This is a genomic window from Enterococcus sp. 6D12_DIV0197 (assembly GCF_002174385.1).
Taxonomy (GTDB): domain Bacteria; phylum Bacillota; class Bacilli; order Lactobacillales; family Enterococcaceae; genus Enterococcus_D; species Enterococcus_D casseliflavus.
In genome coordinates this window covers 809,521-825,527 of record NZ_NIBN01000001.1, presented here as the reverse complement: position 1 = coordinate 825,527, position 16,007 = coordinate 809,521, and the positions used below count along the sequence as shown (strand labels likewise).

Genomic DNA, 16,007 nt, shown 5'->3' with positions numbered 1-16,007 from the left:
CAAGTGGTAGATCACTTGAACCGTTGTTTTTGGCGAGTACCATGAGAACTGGCTAGCTTCAAAAACACTGATAAGGATAAAGATAACAAAGCTCACTCTTCTTTGTCAGTGATCAAAAAATACTGTTTATATGGACGCCCAATTTTTGTATACACATTTTCGCTGCAAATGGCTTTGGTCTTTTCTAAATGGGCGACATACTTTCGTACCGATACATGGGACAATGCACAAGCTTGCGCCAATTCTTGGACTGTAAATGGCTGTTTGATGGTACGAATCGTTTCTTGGATCAGCTGAAGCGTGTCTTCTGTCAACCCTTTTTCCAGTTCGATCCACGGACTTTTTTGGTTTCCCTGCAGCAGCAGATCGATTTGCTGCTGAGCGATCCGTGGATGTTTGAGGCTTTCCCGTCGTTGCTGAAATACTTGGATACTTTGGGCAAATCGTTCGAAGGAAAACGGCTTGATCAAATAATCCAGCATCCCCAAATGCAGGCTTTGGCTGATCAATCGTGTTTCATCGGCAGCCGTGATCATGATGACATCCACAGCCTGTTGTTGTTCCCGTAATTTTTGCAACAGCTCCAAGCCATTGCCATCTTTCAAATGGATATCCAGCAAAAGCAGCTCAATGGTTTCTTTTTGCAGCATTTCTTGCGCTTCTTCCACTGTTTCCACCGAAAAAATTCGCTCAAAAACCGCCAAACGTTCTAAATAGCTGCGATGAATAAATTGAACCATCGGGTCGTCTTCAACAATCAAAATATTGGCTTTCATAGCTGCTCCTTCCGATAATCATTCGTGATCGTCACTTCCAAAACACCTTGGGCTTGTTGAAAAATGATTTTCCCGTTGACTTCATGCAACAATTGCTGAAAATAGCCAACTCGCTGTAAAGTCACTTGTTCTGTGGGTGTCAACATTTCTTCCGCTAGCTGCCAACTCGTTTGCAGTTGATTTTCTTGGTACTCGATTTTCATAAATACCTCTTGGGTCAAATGCTTTTGCAGCAAAAGATGATGTATATATTGATAAAGGTTTAATAAGACTTTGGTTTCATGTGCAACGGCTCCTTGGGGAATCTCTGGAAAAATTTCTACCAACAGCTGGCATTTCTTTTCTAAAAATTTTTGCCGCTCGCCAATCAAAAAACCTGCCAGCAAGGGATTTTTAATGAGAATCGCTAGCCGATGAGCAAATTCTTTCTCTGGTTTCAAAATATCATCTAAATAGATCGTCAACTCTTCATAGGCTTCTAAGTCCACCAAACCATAGATGACATGCAGCTTGTTCATAAATTCGTGGGCTTGACTTTGCAGTGCCGTCGCATAGGCTGTCGTATTTGCCAACTGATCCGCAATGAATAAGGACTCTGTCGCATTTCTTAGAAAAATAATATACCCTATCTGCTGATTTCTCACGATGATCGGCGCCGATGAAAAGACATAGTCCTGCCCTTCTTGCTGTACTAACCGCTCTTGCTTCTTGTCAAAATCAACATGCTGCAAAGCAGGCAGGATCGTTAGCAGGGATTGGCCAACCAAGCCATCTTCTGATGCAGTAGCAAGCGGCAATGCCGTGGCGGCTCGATTTGCCAGCAAGATGTTCTTGGCTAAGTCTAAGACAAAAACAACATCCTTGGTTTCTTCCAGCATACTATTGCGCTCTTCTAACAAACGTGAGATTTCTTGTGGTTCCAAATTATGCAGTTGGCGTTTCAAATAAAATGCCACGAATAATGCAATCCCCCCGCCTAATAGCAAACTGATGAACAATGCTTTCCGATAGCCTTTTTGTGATAGTAAGATCAACGATTGCAGTGAAGTCATTTTAATCCCTAATGCCACGACGCCAAGTTGTTCTCCATCTTCTTTCACTGGAACGAACCCCCGTAAGGATTGTCCTAAGGTGCCGTTGCCAATGGAGAGAGACTCCTTGCCTTCAATGGCAGGTGTTTCATCGCCACCAGTAAAAGGTTGACCAATTTTTTCAGGATCTGGGTGCGTGATCCGAATAGCGTCTTGGTTCATCAAAACAATAAAGTCCAACCCATAGTTTTTTGCTAATTCATTGGTATATGATTGCAACTGGGGACTGGCTTTCTCATCCCGCAGTGCTTGCTTGACCTCCGCTTCTGACGCTAACTGACGGCCGATCGATAGCAGCAGCGTTTCTTCATCTCGGTGCATTTGCTCTTTTTGTTCCATCATCATCAGTACATAAAATAATGTTAGAACGATACATAAGGTACTGGTAAAAATCCCTACTAACAGCACCCACAGCCGGACTGGCCGCTCCCGCATAGTCGTTCCTCCTCAATTGCTAATAAGCGTTCATTACACGCTCATTTTAACATAGGAATCTTTTTCCGAAGGTCTTTTTTTAAGTTGCATTTAATTAAATTAGTTAAATAATCTTCTTTGTTTGTGAGCGCTTCCTTATACTAGAGACATCCAAAGGAGGTATTTGAATGAAACAAGTCGTCGCAAAACAACCCGTTGTTGAAAAAACGCAAACCAAAGCAAAGTGGTGGTCTTTCTATGTTGGTTCCGTTCCCTTGCCCGTCTATCTGGTAATGTCTGCCATTATCTTGATCACTGCTTTTCTGCAGCAACTGCCTGTCAATATGCTGGGTGGCTTCGCAGTTATCCTAAGTTTAGGCTGGTTATTAGGAACGATTGGTGCCAACATCCCTATCATTAAGAATTTCGGTGGTCCCGCTATTTTTTCTTTGTTGATTCCGTCAATCCTGGTCTTTTTTAATCTCATCAATCAAAACGTATTGGAATCAACCAATATCTTAATGAAGCAAGCGAACTTTCTTTATTTCTATATCGCCTGTCTGGTTTGCGGCAGTATTTTAGGGATGAATCGCAAAATCTTAGTCCAAGGGTTGATGCGAATGATCATTCCTATGATGTTAGGCATGGTCTTAGCGATGGGCGTAGGTACGCTTGTCGGTGTCCTGTTAGGGCTAGATTGGAAACACACTTTGTTCTTTATTGTGACTCCTGTTTTAGCTGGCGGTATTGGGGAAGGAATCTTGCCGCTTTCCTTAGGCTATAGTGCCATCACTGGTTTAGGTAGCGAGCAATTAGTCGGGCAGTTGATTCCAGCCACCATCATCGGCAACTTTTTCGCGATCGTTTGTACTGGCTTGTTGACTCGCTTAGGGGAACAAAAACCGCGGCTTTCAGGAAAAGGCCAACTCGTTAAAATGAGTGATGGGGATGATTTGAAAGATGCGTTGATTGAAGATCAATCGCCAATCGATGTCAAATTGATGGGCGCAGGTGTGCTGACCGCTTGTACGCTCTTTATTCTAGGCGGTCTGTTGGAACACGTCACTGGGTTCCCTGGACCTGTACTCATGATCGTAGCAGCCGCTTTCTTGAAATATTTGAATGTCGTACCAAAAGAAACCCAAAAAGGATCGAAACAGCTTTACAAATTCATCTCGGGTAACTTTACATTTCCACTCATGGCAGGATTAGGACTGCTTTATATTCCTTTGAAGGATGTCGTCGGCATGCTGACCTGGCAGTACTTTTTAGTCGTTATCAGCGTTGTTTTCACCGTGATCGCCACGGGCTTTGTCGTTTCTCGCTTTATGAATATGTACCCCATCGAAGCGGCCATCGTTTCTGCTTGCCAAAGCGGAATGGGTGGAACCGGCGATGTCGCGATTTTAAGTACCGCCGACCGCATGAATTTGATGCCATTTGCCCAAGTAGCTACACGTTTGGGTGGCGCGATCACGGTTATCTCAATGACCGCACTGTTACGACTATTATTTTAATTGTTTGAAATCGGAAGGGAGAAATGAAGAATGTCAACGATCAATGTCAAAGAAGCAGCTATGAAACAAGCCGAGGAAAATGGGGGGAAATTAGCTGTTGTTTCTAAAGTCACTATTGACTCAAAAGAAGATTTAAGTATCGCTTACACTCCAGGGGTCGCAGCTGTTTCATCGGCGATTGCGGAAAACGAAGAACTCGCCTACACCTTGACCACGAAGAAAAATACCGTCGCCGTGATCAGCGATGGCTCGGCAGTTTTAGGTTTGGGCAACATTGGTGCCAAAGCCGCTATGCCGGTCATGGAAGGCAAAGCGGCCTTGTTCCAACGCTTTGCTGGGATCGACTCTATCCCGATCGTCCTAGACACGCAAGACACCGAAGAAATCATTCAAACGATCAAAGCGATCGCACCAACCTTTGGTGGGATCAATCTAGAAGATATCAGCGCCCCTCGCTGCTTTGAGATCGAACGACGCTTGATTGAGGAATTACCGATCCCCGTGTTCCACGATGACCAACACGGGACTGCCATCGTCGTTTTAGCCGCTTTGATCAATAGCCTGAAGCTGATCGACAAATCCTTTGAAGAGGTCAAAATCGTGATCAACGGCGGTGGTTCTGCTGGCCTTGCCATTACCCGAAAATTTCTGGCTGCTGGCATCAAACACATCACGGTCGTCGACAAAGCAGGGATCCTTTCAGAAACGAACCATGAACTTGCGCCCCATCACGCAGAAATCGCCAAAGTCACCAATCGTCAACAGCTAACAGGAACACTAGAAGATGCCCTTAAAGGAGCAGATGTCTTCGTAGGCGTTTCCGCTCCTGGTGTGCTGCACCCTGAATGGATCAAAACGATGGCAGAAAAACCAGTGATTTTTGCGATGGCGAATCCAACGCCAGAGATTTTTCCTGATGAAGCACTGGCAGCTGGCGCCTTTATCGTCGGTACTGGTCGCAGTGATTTCCCTAACCAGATCAATAATGTCTTGGCCTTTCCAGGAATCTTCCGAGGCGCATTAGACGCTCGAGCAAGAGACATCACGATCGAGATGCAGATCGCAGCAGCACAAGGGATCGCTAGTTTGATCCCCGAATCAGCATTGACTCCGACCACTATCATTCCAGATGCGTTTCAGCCTGATGTTGCTAAAGTCGTGGCAGAAAGCGTGAAGAATGCTGGGAAAAAATAGTTACGCCATAAAATGAAGAGTGGCCCCCTCTCAACAAATCAACATTGAGAGGGGGCTTGTGTTTTTATTCCAGATGCTTTTTTACAAACGAAAAGCACAGAAGTTCTTCACTTCTGTGCCGCAGGTAGCGTTAAAACGTCACAACCGCTTTGACCAATGGATCATCTTCTAACGTTTGGCGTTCTAGCGCCTCTTGCAGTTTTTCTAATGGGTATTCTTCCGTGATATATTTTGTGGGATCGATCATGCCACTAGCAATCAAGTCGATCGTTTCTTCAAACTCTTGGCGGGTGCATGAAACGCTGCCGATGAGCTTGATTTCTTGCAAGACCAACCGATTTAATGAAAAAGGAATTTCGGGAGCAACGGAATTTCCGATCGCCACGATCGTTGCACCAGGACGAGCAGCCTCAATGCACGTCGCTAAGGAACTGCTGGAACCGACTGCTTCAAAAATCAAATCGAACCCACCAGCAGACGCGTCTTTCAATACTTCCCCACGGTTTGGATCCTTGGCGTCAAAGTAATCGTCAAAGATTCCCAATTCCTTGGCTTTCTCTATTTTTGTATCGTTGATTTTGGACATCGCCACATAAGAAGCCCCAGCTTTTTTTGCCAATTCGCCAATCAATTGCCCGATGATCCCACTTCCAGAAACCAAGACTTTGTCATTTAACTTGATGTTGGATTTACGGACAGCATGATAGGCAACCATCAAAGGATCAATCAAGCTAGCCGCTGTATCTGAAACTGTATCTGGCAATTTATAAGCATTGGACGCTTTTCCGACAAACCGTTCGGCATAGGCGCCATTGCAGACAAAGCCGATATAATTGGTGCCATTTACTTCCCGACACAAATGCTCTTGCCCTTTTTGGCACATATCACATTTCCCACAATAAAGATTGGCCCAAAAAGCAACACGATCGCCGATTTTAAAGGAACTATCGCCTGCATCCGTCACGACACCGCAAAACTCGTGACCCATGATAAAATCGGACTCCCCTGTTTTGCCCCAACCTTTCCCTGCTTGCCACATATGCACGTCACTGCCGCAGACGCCGCACGCTGAAACTTGGATCTCGATCAGTCCTTCTTCCACTTTCGGCACAGGGACTTGTTTGACCTCGATTGTTTCTGGTCCTTTTAATACAGCAGCTTTCATGGTTTTTTCTGTCATTTCTGTTTCCTCCTCATTGCTTTTTCCTTTGCTTACTGTCATACTAACATTAAAGTTAACTTCAAAGTCAATGTTAAGGAGTGGAAAAAATGACCTATACAATATCCCAAGTTGCGAAAGCTTTAAATATCCCTACGTCAACCATCCGCTATTACGACAAAGAAGGCCTTTTGCCGACGTTAGCGCGCAAAGAATCTGGCTACCGTTTGTTTTCAGATACCGAAATTGAGATGCTGGAATTGATCGAATGTCTGAAGGAAACAGGCATGACCATTAAAGAGATCAAAGATTATGCACAATTGACACGCCTTGGTGATGACTCGCTGCAAGAACGCCATAAAATGTTTCTTGAACAAAAAAAAGCGCTGCAAGCGCAGATAGACGCTTTGCAGCAATCGATGGCGTTGATCGACCATAAGTGCTGGTATTATGAATCAGCGATCGCAGCCGGTACAGAACAAATCCATTTCCCAATCAAAATGTCTTTGAGAAACAAAGAGAAGTTTCAAGCGCTCACCGCGCAAAGCGAAGATCGCTAACGTTATGTATCGTTCACAGGACTATCTGTCTGCTTCTAGTGGCCCGAAGCAAACCTACTCTGGATATTTTTCAAATACTTGCTTGTCTGCTAGTGAATAGACTTGTTCATACAAATAATCAAAGAGGGTATTCATGTTTTCTTTCGTATCGCTCACTTCATCAAGGATCTCTTTTGCCGTCCGATGAGCGATATTCAAGCGCATTTCAGCGTTGTAGATCATCCGCTCTGCTTCAACCTGCGCTTCTTCAAGCGTCCGATCTGCTTTCTTTCTAGCAAATAGCAAAATATCCCGCATTTCCGCTTGAAACTGCTGATTTTCTTTTTGTAACTCTTGGTTTTCTTTTTGCAGCTCATTGACTGTTTTGCGAAGCGCAGCGGCTTCTTCTTCCTGAACACCTCGAGCCTGCTCCTCCAGCTGTGCTTCTTTTTCAGCGAGTTGGTTCGCCAAATTAGTGATGACCTCTTCTTTTTGGAGCAACAGCTGTTTTTGTTCTTGGGCTTTGCTTTCATACCATTGTTTTTCTCTCGCCCAATCCAAGCGTTCAAAAATCGCTTTTTCTTTCACTTGCTGGATATCCGATTGTGAGCGCTGCAAGGCTTCTGCATGGAGCCGTTTTTCAAGTTCGGTGATTCTCGTACGTGCCAATGCTAACTCTTGATGGGTTTGTTCAAAGCTCATATCTGCTGGTAGCTCAGGCGCCAGCTCCAACTGCCCCCTGTTGGCTTCTGCGCTAAACTCTTCAAAAGAGCGTTTTTCTTGGTAGCCCTGTAAGGGCGCATTGACGGTGTCATTGCGCTTTTTGGTGCTTTTACGCTTTTTCTTCCCTTTACTGCTTGTCGGATGGGGCATGCCAGTTTCTGACGACCAGGATTGCGCAGAGTGCTTAGGCGATCCTTCTGGCGCTGATCGTTCCTCTAGCCCTGCTTGTGCTGAAGGAGACGGTACCAGCGTCTGCCCGCTTCGTTGCCCCTGCTTTTTGCCTTTTTGGGGTTTACTACTGGTATCCGTTAGCCCTTGATCGTTACTCGTAGTCTTCTTTTTTGAGGTATCGGTGATCGTTTCTTTGACTGGTCCACTGACAACAGCTGCCTCAGCAGATCCGTTTTCTTTCTCATACGTTTCTTCAAATCCTTTTAATTCTTTCAATGATACTTGGTTCATTTCATCGAATAGCGTCTGAGCAGAAAACCACCCACGCCCCTTCTTCTTACTCATCCCATGAATCCCTCCCTTTCATCAATAACTCTTTTGATTGTTTCTTTCTAAGCGCCCGTGTCTGAAGCTTGAGCAAGCTCTTTTCGGCTGAGTACTTGCCACTGTCCCTGGGCATCACGGACGATCGTTTGTTCAAATGACGTATCGGGCGCATCTGCTACTTGTAAAACGAAATGGCACCGTTGCACGCCTTGTGCCTGTGATAGATCATCGATGATTCGTTCCAAGTTGGCCTCCCAAGTGGAAAAATCGTCAACTGAGCGCAAATGACTGGCACTCGTTAAAGTGATTTCTTGCAGCGGTTGGTTAATATGGATCAATACGACGGTCGGTCCTAAAAAGGGCGTCACTTGTGTCCCAAATTCTTCTTCTAGCTGAAATCGCGCTTCTCGATCATCCGCCATCAGCAGCGTCTGCCAGGCAAGGCTTTCAAAAGGGAGCCCCGCAGACGGGTACACCGATAACGGTTGTTGCATCCCTTCCATCTGTTCTTTTTGTAAATGCAAGATTTCCTGTTTCAGCTGCTGGCTTTCCTTTTCAATCCTACGAACTTGCGTCTGTAAGGAAAAATGGGGAAAGGTAAAAAGCAGCAGACTTAAAAGAAACAGACCACTGACCATCAGCAACGCTAACGAATGTTCATTACGAATCTTATGCTTAAAAAAAGCCAGTTTTCTTTTTTCCAACTCCGTCATGTTTGTTTGCCGCTCAAGCCTTCGAACAAAGATTTCGAGGTATCCCCGTTGAGCAAGTACCCCGATCGCCACAAAACAAAGCAACAGTATACTGCCATAAACCATCTTCACGGACATCCCCCTTTCCAGCTTTCGGTCTCTAAATAAGCCTCGATTTTCAATCCGACACGCTGACTGACCTCGTTGAACCCTTAAAATAAATTCAAGACGATCCCACGAAGCGCCTCGCTCGTCACCATGCCAAATTCACGACTATCGATCGAGTGCATGATGGCATCCCCGACGACGAAATACTCACCTGGTTGCAAGATGCCTCCGATTGGCAGTTCCCTCGCCGTTTCTTGCGTCAGCGTAAAAGTATAGGAAAAATCATAATAGGAACCCGAGGCACCCAATAGCAAGCGATTGCCACTGCGAGCATAAGAATCGCCAGGAACCCCGATCACTCGTTTTACGATCAGCCGCCCTTCATGCTCAAAAGCCACGAGATCATAGCGATGGGGCAGCTGATTCTTTTGAATAAGGACTAACTCGTTGTTTTGAATGATGGGGACCATCGACTCACCGCTGACCCGAGCAATTTTGTAGTTTGAAAAGAAAAAGAACAGCAGCAGTAGCAGACAACTTATTCCCAACACACGAAGTGCCCATTGCTTTTGGAATCGACCCATGATACCTGTTGCTCCTCTACCATAATTTTACGTCGTACGTAGCCTTTGACTGATTATACCGTTGACTCTACCGCTTTTAGCGAAGGGCAGACGCTGCTGGAAGCTCTTCACTAGGAATCGAGCCTTCACATGAACCAAGAAAATCGGCTAAAATTGCCTTGCCGAGGCGTTCGATGGAATTTGGCTCAATCGGTCGTTCCAACCGATAGATGGGCTGTTCCAATTCTAACAAAAAGAGCGGTTGATCAGTGACCAACACCTGGCGGGCGGTGAAAATCGACAGCTCACTCGTAGCCTCGACGACGACATCTACTCCTTGTGCAACCAGCCAATCCCTCAGACGTTGCTTGATCCAGCCTTTGATTTTCTCATTTCCACTCAAATGATAGGTGACCATCAGCTGTTTGTTTTTTAACTGCTGCTTGTTTAAATACGTCTCCCCCAATGTCACCAAATAGTGAGAAGCAGCGCTAGAAAGTGCCGTAGACTTTCCAATACCAGACACTGCTGGCTTTTGACGATCCCGCTGTAAAGGAGGAGGCACATGGAAGAGTCGATCCAATAACATGACTGCTAACGTCACTTGCACGAATACGCGATCTTCTCTCAATGTCTCTGCTTGCTTAGGAAACGTCTCTCGCAAACTATCGATTGGATCAAAGGGCACCGTTTCTTCGACCCACGGATGTTTCAATAAAAACGAAAGTACCCCTTCATCCGCCATCATCAGGAATAGTAGGACACACCGTTCTTGCTGCGACAAGGACCTGCAGACCTCCAAGCCTTCGATGACAAAGCCCGTTTTTTCAAGAAACAACCGACAAAAGTCAGCCATTTCCCAATTTTCCTCCAAGCGCCCACCTTGTTGCGCCCGCAAAAGAAAGACCTTCGTCCACTGCAGCGAAACCACTGGATCGATCGGCAAGGAGGGACGATACCGCAGTGTCAACGTCTCAGCCAGCTGCTCAAAGAGTTGGTGAGGCTGTTCCTCTTCCTCAAAATAAAAGGCTTTATAGAAATACCGTATATTTCCTTCTGCCCCCTCTAGGCACCACTGCTTTTTATTCAAAGTCAGCTCATAAGCAGCGAACAAGGTCTGAAGCTGGCGGCATTGTTTCAAAAAGGTTTGATTGCCTAACCCTGTGATGGCAGCCAGTTTTTCAGGTATCCCCGTTTCTTGCTGACACAAGAAATGCAGAAACAACAGATTTGGGTCATCCGCCAGCAATGCTCGCTTTTTTTCCTGATACTCCGCCAATTCTTGGATCACCAATTCATAGCCATTGCTGGCAGATGCGAGGATCGTCGAAGCCCCAAACAATTGGCGTAGTTCCTCAATGTCTGAAATAATCGTCCGCCGTGAAGCGCCGCAAGCTTGTGCCAGCTGTTGCCCACTTAAATGTCCGTAACATTCCAACTGCCGTAAAATCGTCAGTTGCCGTTTGCGCGTCATTGAAAATAAACTGTTCATCAATAAAGACGGCTTGTTTCTCATCGTTTCACCTCCCCATACATCCGAAAGAAGAGAAGCTGCAGGCGATTTCCAGCAGCTTCTGCTTGATTCTTATTAAAACCTCGTTTTTCTGCGCTCACATAATGGTATCAACGGATTCCATCGGAACAACGTTGCCTCCTTTTGCTTTTACTGTTCCTCTCACCAGTAGATCGATGATCGCTAGTAGCAAAGCTCGGGTATTGCTGTCTGCTTGTCTGATTTTTTAAGAACGACTAAAAAGCGTAATGGAACTGCAGCTTCCGCTTGCCTTTTCTCCATGAAGGAAACATCTCCAGCTAAGCAAGACAAGGAAATACAAAACCTTTCTATCTTATGTGATCGCTCGTTTTTCTGTGTCTTTTCTTCTATTGCTCACTGTTTTCCTTAGCCTTTTTTTTCTTGTTAATGATTAAAACAACAACGATGATCAGCAACAAAACAAGTGCGGCGATTCCGCCAATCAGCCACCAATTTGTTTCTGGTTCCAATGTCACGTCTTCCTCATTCAAACGACGGGCATCAGCAGCCGCAATCGTAAAGGGTTCTTCCCAATGCCATTCCTCTCCTTGTGAACGGGCCGTCATAGTCAGGACATAGTCTCCTGGACGGAAACGCTCGCCGTTTAGAGGGATCGGAAAATCCATATGGGAATTTGGTGCCATCTGCATGCTTGTGCGCTGCGTTTCATACAAGACGGTGTCGCTGCCGCTGGCACGAACCTCGGCATCAATTTCTATGTGGTTGACGAAAGTCGGGGTGTAATTTTGAATCTTGGCACTGATCACGTTCCGATAATTGACTTGACTGGCAAAAACTTCCAGCAATTCAAGTCCCGGATCCGTTGACGAGCGGTTATTGCTTACGACGACTCCTAAAATAAAGGCAAACTCATTACGAATCCCGATTCCTTCTGTTTCCGCCTCCGCTGCCGCTGCATCGCGGACCTCTTCTACTCGGATCGATCCTGCCAGTACCCCTTCAAATTCTTCCTCAGGCATCGTCAGAGGAAGGGTAAGGATCTGTTCTTCTTGGGCTTCTAAGGTGATGACCCCAGGTGTTTCAATCAATTCGGCAATCGAGGCAGGCAATGTCGGGTCAGGATATTCGGCATCACGACCGTATTCTACTACTCCGTTGACGTTGGTGAAGGCAGTATGAGCCGATACTTCGACGTCGATGGTTTCTTCCGATGTATTTTGGATGCGTAACTGCAATTCCTCTTGTTCCCCTGCGCCTAAATTCAGATCAAAATAGCCGCTAGCACCGCCTTCGATCTGGCTATCAGGGAAAATCGGGGTGACAAAAAAATTCAACTCTGATTCTATGTCATCATTTGCTCGTACTGGTGTCGGCAAAGTAATCAATGAGCAAAGCACGATCATTGCAGTCAAAAGCCGCAGCCAGCGTTGGTTTGTTGGTTGTTCGATCACTGTTGGTTCTCCTTCCAAAAAAAGGCAGGAATAACGGTCTACTCCTGCCAGTTGTTTCACATTATTGTTGCGTTGCTTTGAAGATTAGTCTTCTTGATTTGAATCGTTGTCCTCTTCACCGCCGCCATTTTCATCGCCACCATCTTCACCGCCGCCATTTTCACCATCTACACCAACTGTGGTAGATAGTAACCAAGTCAAGGTTGCTGTATAGGTGTCTTTTTGTGGAGTCGCAGCTGATGGAAGATGCAGCTGAATACGATCATTCAGAATCGTGTCGTTAAAATCATCATCATTAAACTGCTCCATCATTTTGTCTTGGTCTCCCCAGAAGACAGAGGAACGTCCTTGTCCTTGATTGGCTCCTGCGGTCATGACTGGAATGCTCGATTCTAAATCCGTATTAGCATTTAAAATCACACGATCGCCATCAGTTTCAGTTACTGGTGCTACAGGCGCTTCGTCAGCAGGCCCAGTACCATCATTGTGTTTGATCTGCGGATCAATGAAGTGAAGCTGGGCGCCATAAAGGATATCGCCTGTATCTTTACCGACAAAATCTGTTAAAGCAAGACTTAACGTCCAATCTGCCGCACTGTTTCCTCGTGTATCACTGACTTGGGCGAAGGAAACGTAAGGAACTTCGCCTGTAAGGCTATTATCAATTGCAAGAGGATGCTCTTCATCTACTTTTTGCATTTCAGCAATCACAGAATATTCAGCTGAAGATGATGTAATGGCTTGTTGACCAAAATCAAACATTTCTGGCACATAAACGATCGTTAATGGACCTTTTACTGGAAGCGGATCAATGATAACTGGTGGGTATTCAAGTGGATTTTCAACGTCATCAACGTCATCATCCCCTTCGACAAAGTTAATCTCATTTGGTGTCTCGACCTCAAAAAGTGGTGTTCTTGGTTCATTATTTTCTTCCTCATCTGCTACTACTTGTACGCCACCTGCGAAGATCGTAGAGGTCAGTGCAGCGACTGTTGCTAAGCGAATCCATTTCATTTTTATTCCTTCTTTCTTTTAAATTAGTTTTTTTCATCGGCTTGCGCCGTTGGAACTGTTTCTCCTGATTGGGGGGTGGTGGTGCTCAATTGCCATGTCAATGTCGCCACATAGAGGGCTTCATCTTTGGCGGTGGCTCCCGGAATGAACAACTGGATCGCCTCATTGCGAACCACCGGCGCTTGGTCATGGAACTGTGCATTCAGCTCATCTTGATCGCCCCAAACAACGGATGAAGTGCCTGCCCCTTTGCCCGCATCGGCGGTCAGAACAGCTTGTGCCGCCCCATTGGCATCCAAACGTAAGCCCGCTTCATGGGCACTCGGTGCATTCTCTTGATTAAAACTGAGGTACTCGACTTCGCGTGAGGCAAAGAAGATTTGCGCCCCTCGCAGTTCATTGTGCTGCGTCCCAGACTCAAACGCACTCAATGCCACCGTCAAACGCCAGCCAGCATTTGACCCACGGGTATCTTGTACTTGGGCGAAGGAAACATAGGGCACTTTGTTTTCTTCCCCTTGGGTATCGGCTAGTTGTTGTTTTTCTGCCACCATCGAATAGACGGCATCGCGGTTGGAGATTTCTTGGGTACCAAAATCCAAAGTCGGCGCATAAGCGATCGTCAATGGCCCTGTTTGTCCGTCTGGTCCGATCGGCGGGATCTCCACATCCGGTCCTTCTGGTCCTGGATCAGGTGGGATGACTTCCGTCGGGTCTCGGTCATTGGGCACAAAGCTGACTTGACCATCGGTTTCAGCGACTCTTACTTCAGCGGCGGTCCCTTGGAACCCGCCAATCAAAAGGGTTGCGGCAAGTATGGTACTCGTTGCAAATCGCAAAAATCTCATAAGATCATTCCCTTATTCTCTCTTGCTCAATTTTTCTGGTGTTCGTGAGGTTGCTTGTTCTTTTTGGTACCTGCGTGTCTTCTTCACTGTTGCATAGCCAGCGATCAATAGCAGCAAGGATCCGAGTGCCGTGGCACTGGAACTTTTCCGGGTATTCGTCTGGGGCAAACGTCCCCCATCGTCGCCAGGCTGTGACGGTCCGCTCGGTGGTGAAGGTTCTGGTTTGTCTGGTTCATAGACACCCGTGAACTGCACTGAGCCTTCTGTATCGACGGAACGCTGCTCTTGTGCCGAAACCAAAATCGTCGAAGCACTGATCACTTGAAAAAAAGCAGCGAAGACTATCAGGTGAACCCAAACATTTCCCCTCGCTCTTTTCATTCTCCCTCCCCCTTTTTGACATCATCAAGCCTAAAAACCACCATTTTTTAGACACCCTCACTTAAACGGTAACCTTGAACAAAGTCGATCGGTCTTTGTTTCAGTTGGCTTTCAAAAACGCTGGTTTTTACCCTCGATATACTTCATTATAGCTATCTTTGTGATGCGGGAAAAATCAATAAATTCACTGGCTGATGAAATCGATGCCTAGATAAAAAAACAAACCCCCGTTTTAAATAAATTGTTCACCAGAGAATCTGACTAAAGTGAGCAATCCTTAACATATGTCAAAACGCTTGTTATCATAGAAAAAACATTTATCACTCTCCAAAGCACCGCAGTTCTTCCTTGTATAAAAGTACAATAAAATAACGTCAAAAAAGGAGTGTCATCCTTATTAAGAACGTTCCTCTCTTTTCATTTGATTCCCCAAGCTACATTTGTCGGGTATTCTTTCTTTTATGTCGTTTTTCTTAGAATCACTAAACTGATAAGAACAAGGAGCATGTCTATCAGTGGTAGCCTTCCGCTCGGTTGGGTATTTTTCTGCGGAAAATGGTTGGGTGGTTCCTCGACGATTAACGGAGCAGCAGCTATGGTTCTTCTTTCAGCTCGCCACTTTTACCGTACACTTTCACTTATCCAGCCCTTTACTGAGCAATCCGTTGTTCTCAATACAGGTGATGCTGTCAAAACAAAGAGTACTCCGATGGCTATTGCGGCTCTAAAAATTTGGCGTTACCTGTCCATTGCTTTATCCTCTCTATCTAACATCCCTCATTACTCCTTAGAAATGCCGCTTTGCCAAATAAACAATTCCTAAATGAATCATTTTGTTGACTCTCTTACAAATAATTCTTCAGTCATCCATTTTTGGTTATTATTTACAGAACGAATCGATTCTTCTAACCTTCCCCTTAAGAATTTCTCAATTTCTTGTTCTACAGTTCCCTTCCACACGTCCGAAAACATATATTATTGGCTGTTCAATTGCACCAAAAAAGCAGCAGACGATCACTCCTAGGTTTTCACCAAAAGAAGCAAACATCTGCTGCCAATTCTCTTATGTTAAGTAAGCCCCTACGAAAAGGATCGTCTGGGTCGTTTCATTTATGTATACTTTTTTTTACAAATAAGCTATTTCTTCCTACTTAAAAGAAACGCTTCTTTGCAGATCCTTGTGCTTTACCTATTGATCATTCTCCTAAAGATTGCTTCTCTTTCCTTGTTCTGTCGCGCTGCACCCAAAAATACATAACCAGCAGAAAGAAATAGCCTAGCAAAAGAATGACTTGTCCCAATTGAAACCAGCTGCGAAGGATCACAGATATGCTGGGAAAGAAATAATATACGCCATATTGTGCCACCGATATGCCTACCGATAAACAGGCAAAAATGATAAAAAGTTTCATTCCATTGATGTCCTACCTTCATACGCTTTTTGTATTCTTTGTGACTTGTCTTACAAGGTAACTCGTTTCGCCGAAAAGGTCAACCAGCGTTCGTCATTGCCACGATCCTGACCAGTCAGTCTAACGTTT

The 16,007-nt window shown here is 45.4% G+C and carries 15 protein-coding genes; 4 read left to right on the top strand and 11 right to left on the bottom strand.

Annotated elements, in window-relative coordinates:
- Nucleotides 1-92 precede the first annotated feature (92 nt).
- Nucleotides 93-776, bottom strand: a complete 684-nt coding sequence (locus tag A5867_RS03970; protein WP_087626919.1) for a response regulator — start codon at nucleotides 774-776, stop codon at nucleotides 93-95.
- Nucleotides 773-2,302, bottom strand: a complete 1,530-nt coding sequence (locus A5867_RS03965) for a sensor histidine kinase (protein WP_005227617.1) — start codon at nucleotides 2,300-2,302, stop codon at nucleotides 773-775. Before A5867_RS03965 ends, A5867_RS03970 begins: the two co-directional genes overlap by 4 nt.
- Nucleotides 2,303-2,469: 167 nt before the next feature.
- Between A5867_RS03965 and A5867_RS03960 the strand changes: the two genes are divergently transcribed.
- Both A5867_RS03960 and A5867_RS03955 read left to right on the top strand, forming a co-directional pair.
- Nucleotides 2,470-3,798, top strand: coding sequence for a 2-hydroxycarboxylate transporter family protein (locus A5867_RS03960; RefSeq protein WP_015509017.1), 1,329 nt, complete (start codon nucleotides 2,470-2,472; stop codon nucleotides 3,796-3,798).
- A gap of 30 nt (nucleotides 3,799-3,828) precedes the next feature.
- A complete protein-coding gene (locus A5867_RS03955; protein WP_015509016.1) occupies nucleotides 3,829-4,992 on the top strand; it encodes an NADP-dependent malic enzyme in 1,164 nt (387 codons plus the stop codon).
- Between the two features lie 130 nt (nucleotides 4,993-5,122).
- On the opposite strand, the gene A5867_RS03950 is transcribed toward A5867_RS03955, so the two are convergent.
- Nucleotides 5,123-6,172, bottom strand: a complete 1,050-nt coding sequence (locus A5867_RS03950) for an alcohol dehydrogenase catalytic domain-containing protein (RefSeq protein ID WP_240935748.1) — start codon at nucleotides 6,170-6,172, stop codon at nucleotides 5,123-5,125.
- Between the two features lie 89 nt (nucleotides 6,173-6,261).
- On the opposite strand from A5867_RS03950, the gene A5867_RS03945 reads away from it, so the two are divergent.
- On the top strand, nucleotides 6,262-6,711 hold the full coding sequence (locus A5867_RS03945; protein WP_015509014.1) for a MerR family transcriptional regulator: 450 nt from the start codon (nucleotides 6,262-6,264) through the stop codon (nucleotides 6,709-6,711).
- A gap of 54 nt (nucleotides 6,712-6,765) precedes the next feature.
- Here A5867_RS03945 and A5867_RS03940 read toward each other — a convergent pair whose 3' ends face one another.
- The 8 genes from A5867_RS03940 to A5867_RS03900 all read right to left on the bottom strand — a co-directional run bounded on the left by A5867_RS03940 (nucleotide 6,766) and on the right by A5867_RS03900 (nucleotide 14,466).
- Nucleotides 6,766-7,929 carry a hypothetical protein gene (locus A5867_RS03940; protein ID WP_087626917.1) on the bottom strand — a complete coding sequence of 388 codons (1,164 nt, stop codon included), beginning with the start codon at nucleotides 7,927-7,929 and terminating at the stop codon, nucleotides 6,766-6,768.
- Nucleotides 7,930-7,976: 47 nt separating this feature from the next.
- Nucleotides 7,977-8,741 (bottom strand): hypothetical protein, encoded by a 765-nt coding sequence (locus tag A5867_RS03935; protein ID WP_087626916.1) that lies wholly within the window; start codon nucleotides 8,739-8,741, stop codon nucleotides 7,977-7,979.
- Nucleotides 8,742-8,815: 74 nt separating this feature from the next.
- Nucleotides 8,816-9,295: a signal peptidase I gene (gene lepB, locus A5867_RS03930; RefSeq protein WP_087626915.1), complete on the bottom strand. Its 480-nt coding sequence runs from the start codon at nucleotides 9,293-9,295 to the stop codon at nucleotides 8,816-8,818.
- A gap of 76 nt (nucleotides 9,296-9,371) precedes the next feature.
- Nucleotides 9,372-10,790, bottom strand: a complete 1,419-nt coding sequence (locus tag A5867_RS03925) for an HTH domain-containing protein (RefSeq protein ID WP_087626914.1) — start codon at nucleotides 10,788-10,790, stop codon at nucleotides 9,372-9,374.
- 365 nt (nucleotides 10,791-11,155) lie between these two features.
- Nucleotides 11,156-12,220, bottom strand: coding sequence for a DUF916 and DUF3324 domain-containing protein (locus tag A5867_RS03915; protein WP_087626913.1), 1,065 nt, complete (start codon nucleotides 12,218-12,220; stop codon nucleotides 11,156-11,158).
- An 84-nt stretch (nucleotides 12,221-12,304) separates the two neighbouring features.
- On the bottom strand, nucleotides 12,305-13,237 hold the full coding sequence (locus A5867_RS03910; RefSeq protein ID WP_087626912.1) for a WxL domain-containing protein: 933 nt from the start codon (nucleotides 13,235-13,237) through the stop codon (nucleotides 12,305-12,307).
- Nucleotides 13,238-13,260: 23 nt separating this feature from the next.
- On the bottom strand, nucleotides 13,261-14,085 hold the full coding sequence (locus tag A5867_RS03905) for a WxL domain-containing protein (protein WP_087626911.1): 825 nt from the start codon (nucleotides 14,083-14,085) through the stop codon (nucleotides 13,261-13,263).
- Nucleotides 14,086-14,097: 12 nt separating this feature from the next.
- Nucleotides 14,098-14,466, bottom strand: coding sequence for an LPXTG cell wall anchor domain-containing protein (locus A5867_RS03900; RefSeq protein ID WP_087626910.1), 369 nt, complete (start codon nucleotides 14,464-14,466; stop codon nucleotides 14,098-14,100).
- Nucleotides 14,467-14,971: 505 nt separating this feature from the next.
- Between A5867_RS03900 and A5867_RS17890 the strand changes: the two genes are divergently transcribed.
- Complete coding sequence (locus tag A5867_RS17890) at nucleotides 14,972-15,289, top strand: hypothetical protein (protein ID WP_164890368.1); 318 nt, start codon at nucleotides 14,972-14,974, stop codon at nucleotides 15,287-15,289.
- Nucleotides 15,290-16,007 lie beyond the last annotated feature (718 nt).

Bases quoted from the DNA above. Each gene is read 5' to 3' on its own strand.
- A5867_RS03970 (WP_087626919.1), bottom strand. From the start codon at position 776: ATGAAAGCCAATATTTTGATTGTTGAAGACGACCCGATGGTTCAATTT.
- A5867_RS03965 (WP_005227617.1), bottom strand. From the start codon at position 2,302: ATGCGGGAGCGGCCAGTCCGGCTGTGGGTGCTGTTAGTAGGGATTTTT.
- A5867_RS03960 (WP_015509017.1), top strand. From the start codon at position 2,470: ATGAAACAAGTCGTCGCAAAACAACCCGTTGTTGAAAAAACGCAAACC.
- A5867_RS03955 (WP_015509016.1), top strand. From the start codon at position 3,829: ATGTCAACGATCAATGTCAAAGAAGCAGCTATGAAACAAGCCGAGGAA.
- A5867_RS03950 (WP_240935748.1), bottom strand. From the start codon at position 6,172: ATGACAGAAAAAACCATGAAAGCTGCTGTATTAAAAGGACCAGAAACA.
- A5867_RS03945 (WP_015509014.1), top strand. From the start codon at position 6,262: ATGACCTATACAATATCCCAAGTTGCGAAAGCTTTAAATATCCCTACG.
- A5867_RS03940 (WP_087626917.1), bottom strand. From the start codon at position 7,929: ATGAGTAAGAAGAAGGGGCGTGGGTGGTTTTCTGCTCAGACGCTATTC.
- A5867_RS03935 (WP_087626916.1), bottom strand. From the start codon at position 8,741: ATGTCCGTGAAGATGGTTTATGGCAGTATACTGTTGCTTTGTTTTGTG.
- lepB (WP_087626915.1), bottom strand. From the start codon at position 9,295: ATGGGTCGATTCCAAAAGCAATGGGCACTTCGTGTGTTGGGAATAAGT.
- A5867_RS03925 (WP_087626914.1), bottom strand. From the start codon at position 10,790: ATGAGAAACAAGCCGTCTTTATTGATGAACAGTTTATTTTCAATGACG.
- A5867_RS03910 (WP_087626912.1), bottom strand. From the start codon at position 13,237: ATGAAATGGATTCGCTTAGCAACAGTCGCTGCACTGACCTCTACGATC.
- A5867_RS03905 (WP_087626911.1), bottom strand. From the start codon at position 14,085: ATGAGATTTTTGCGATTTGCAACGAGTACCATACTTGCCGCAACCCTT.
- A5867_RS03900 (WP_087626910.1), bottom strand. From the start codon at position 14,466: ATGAAAAGAGCGAGGGGAAATGTTTGGGTTCACCTGATAGTCTTCGCT.
- A5867_RS17890 (WP_164890368.1), top strand. From the start codon at position 14,972: ATGTCTATCAGTGGTAGCCTTCCGCTCGGTTGGGTATTTTTCTGCGGA.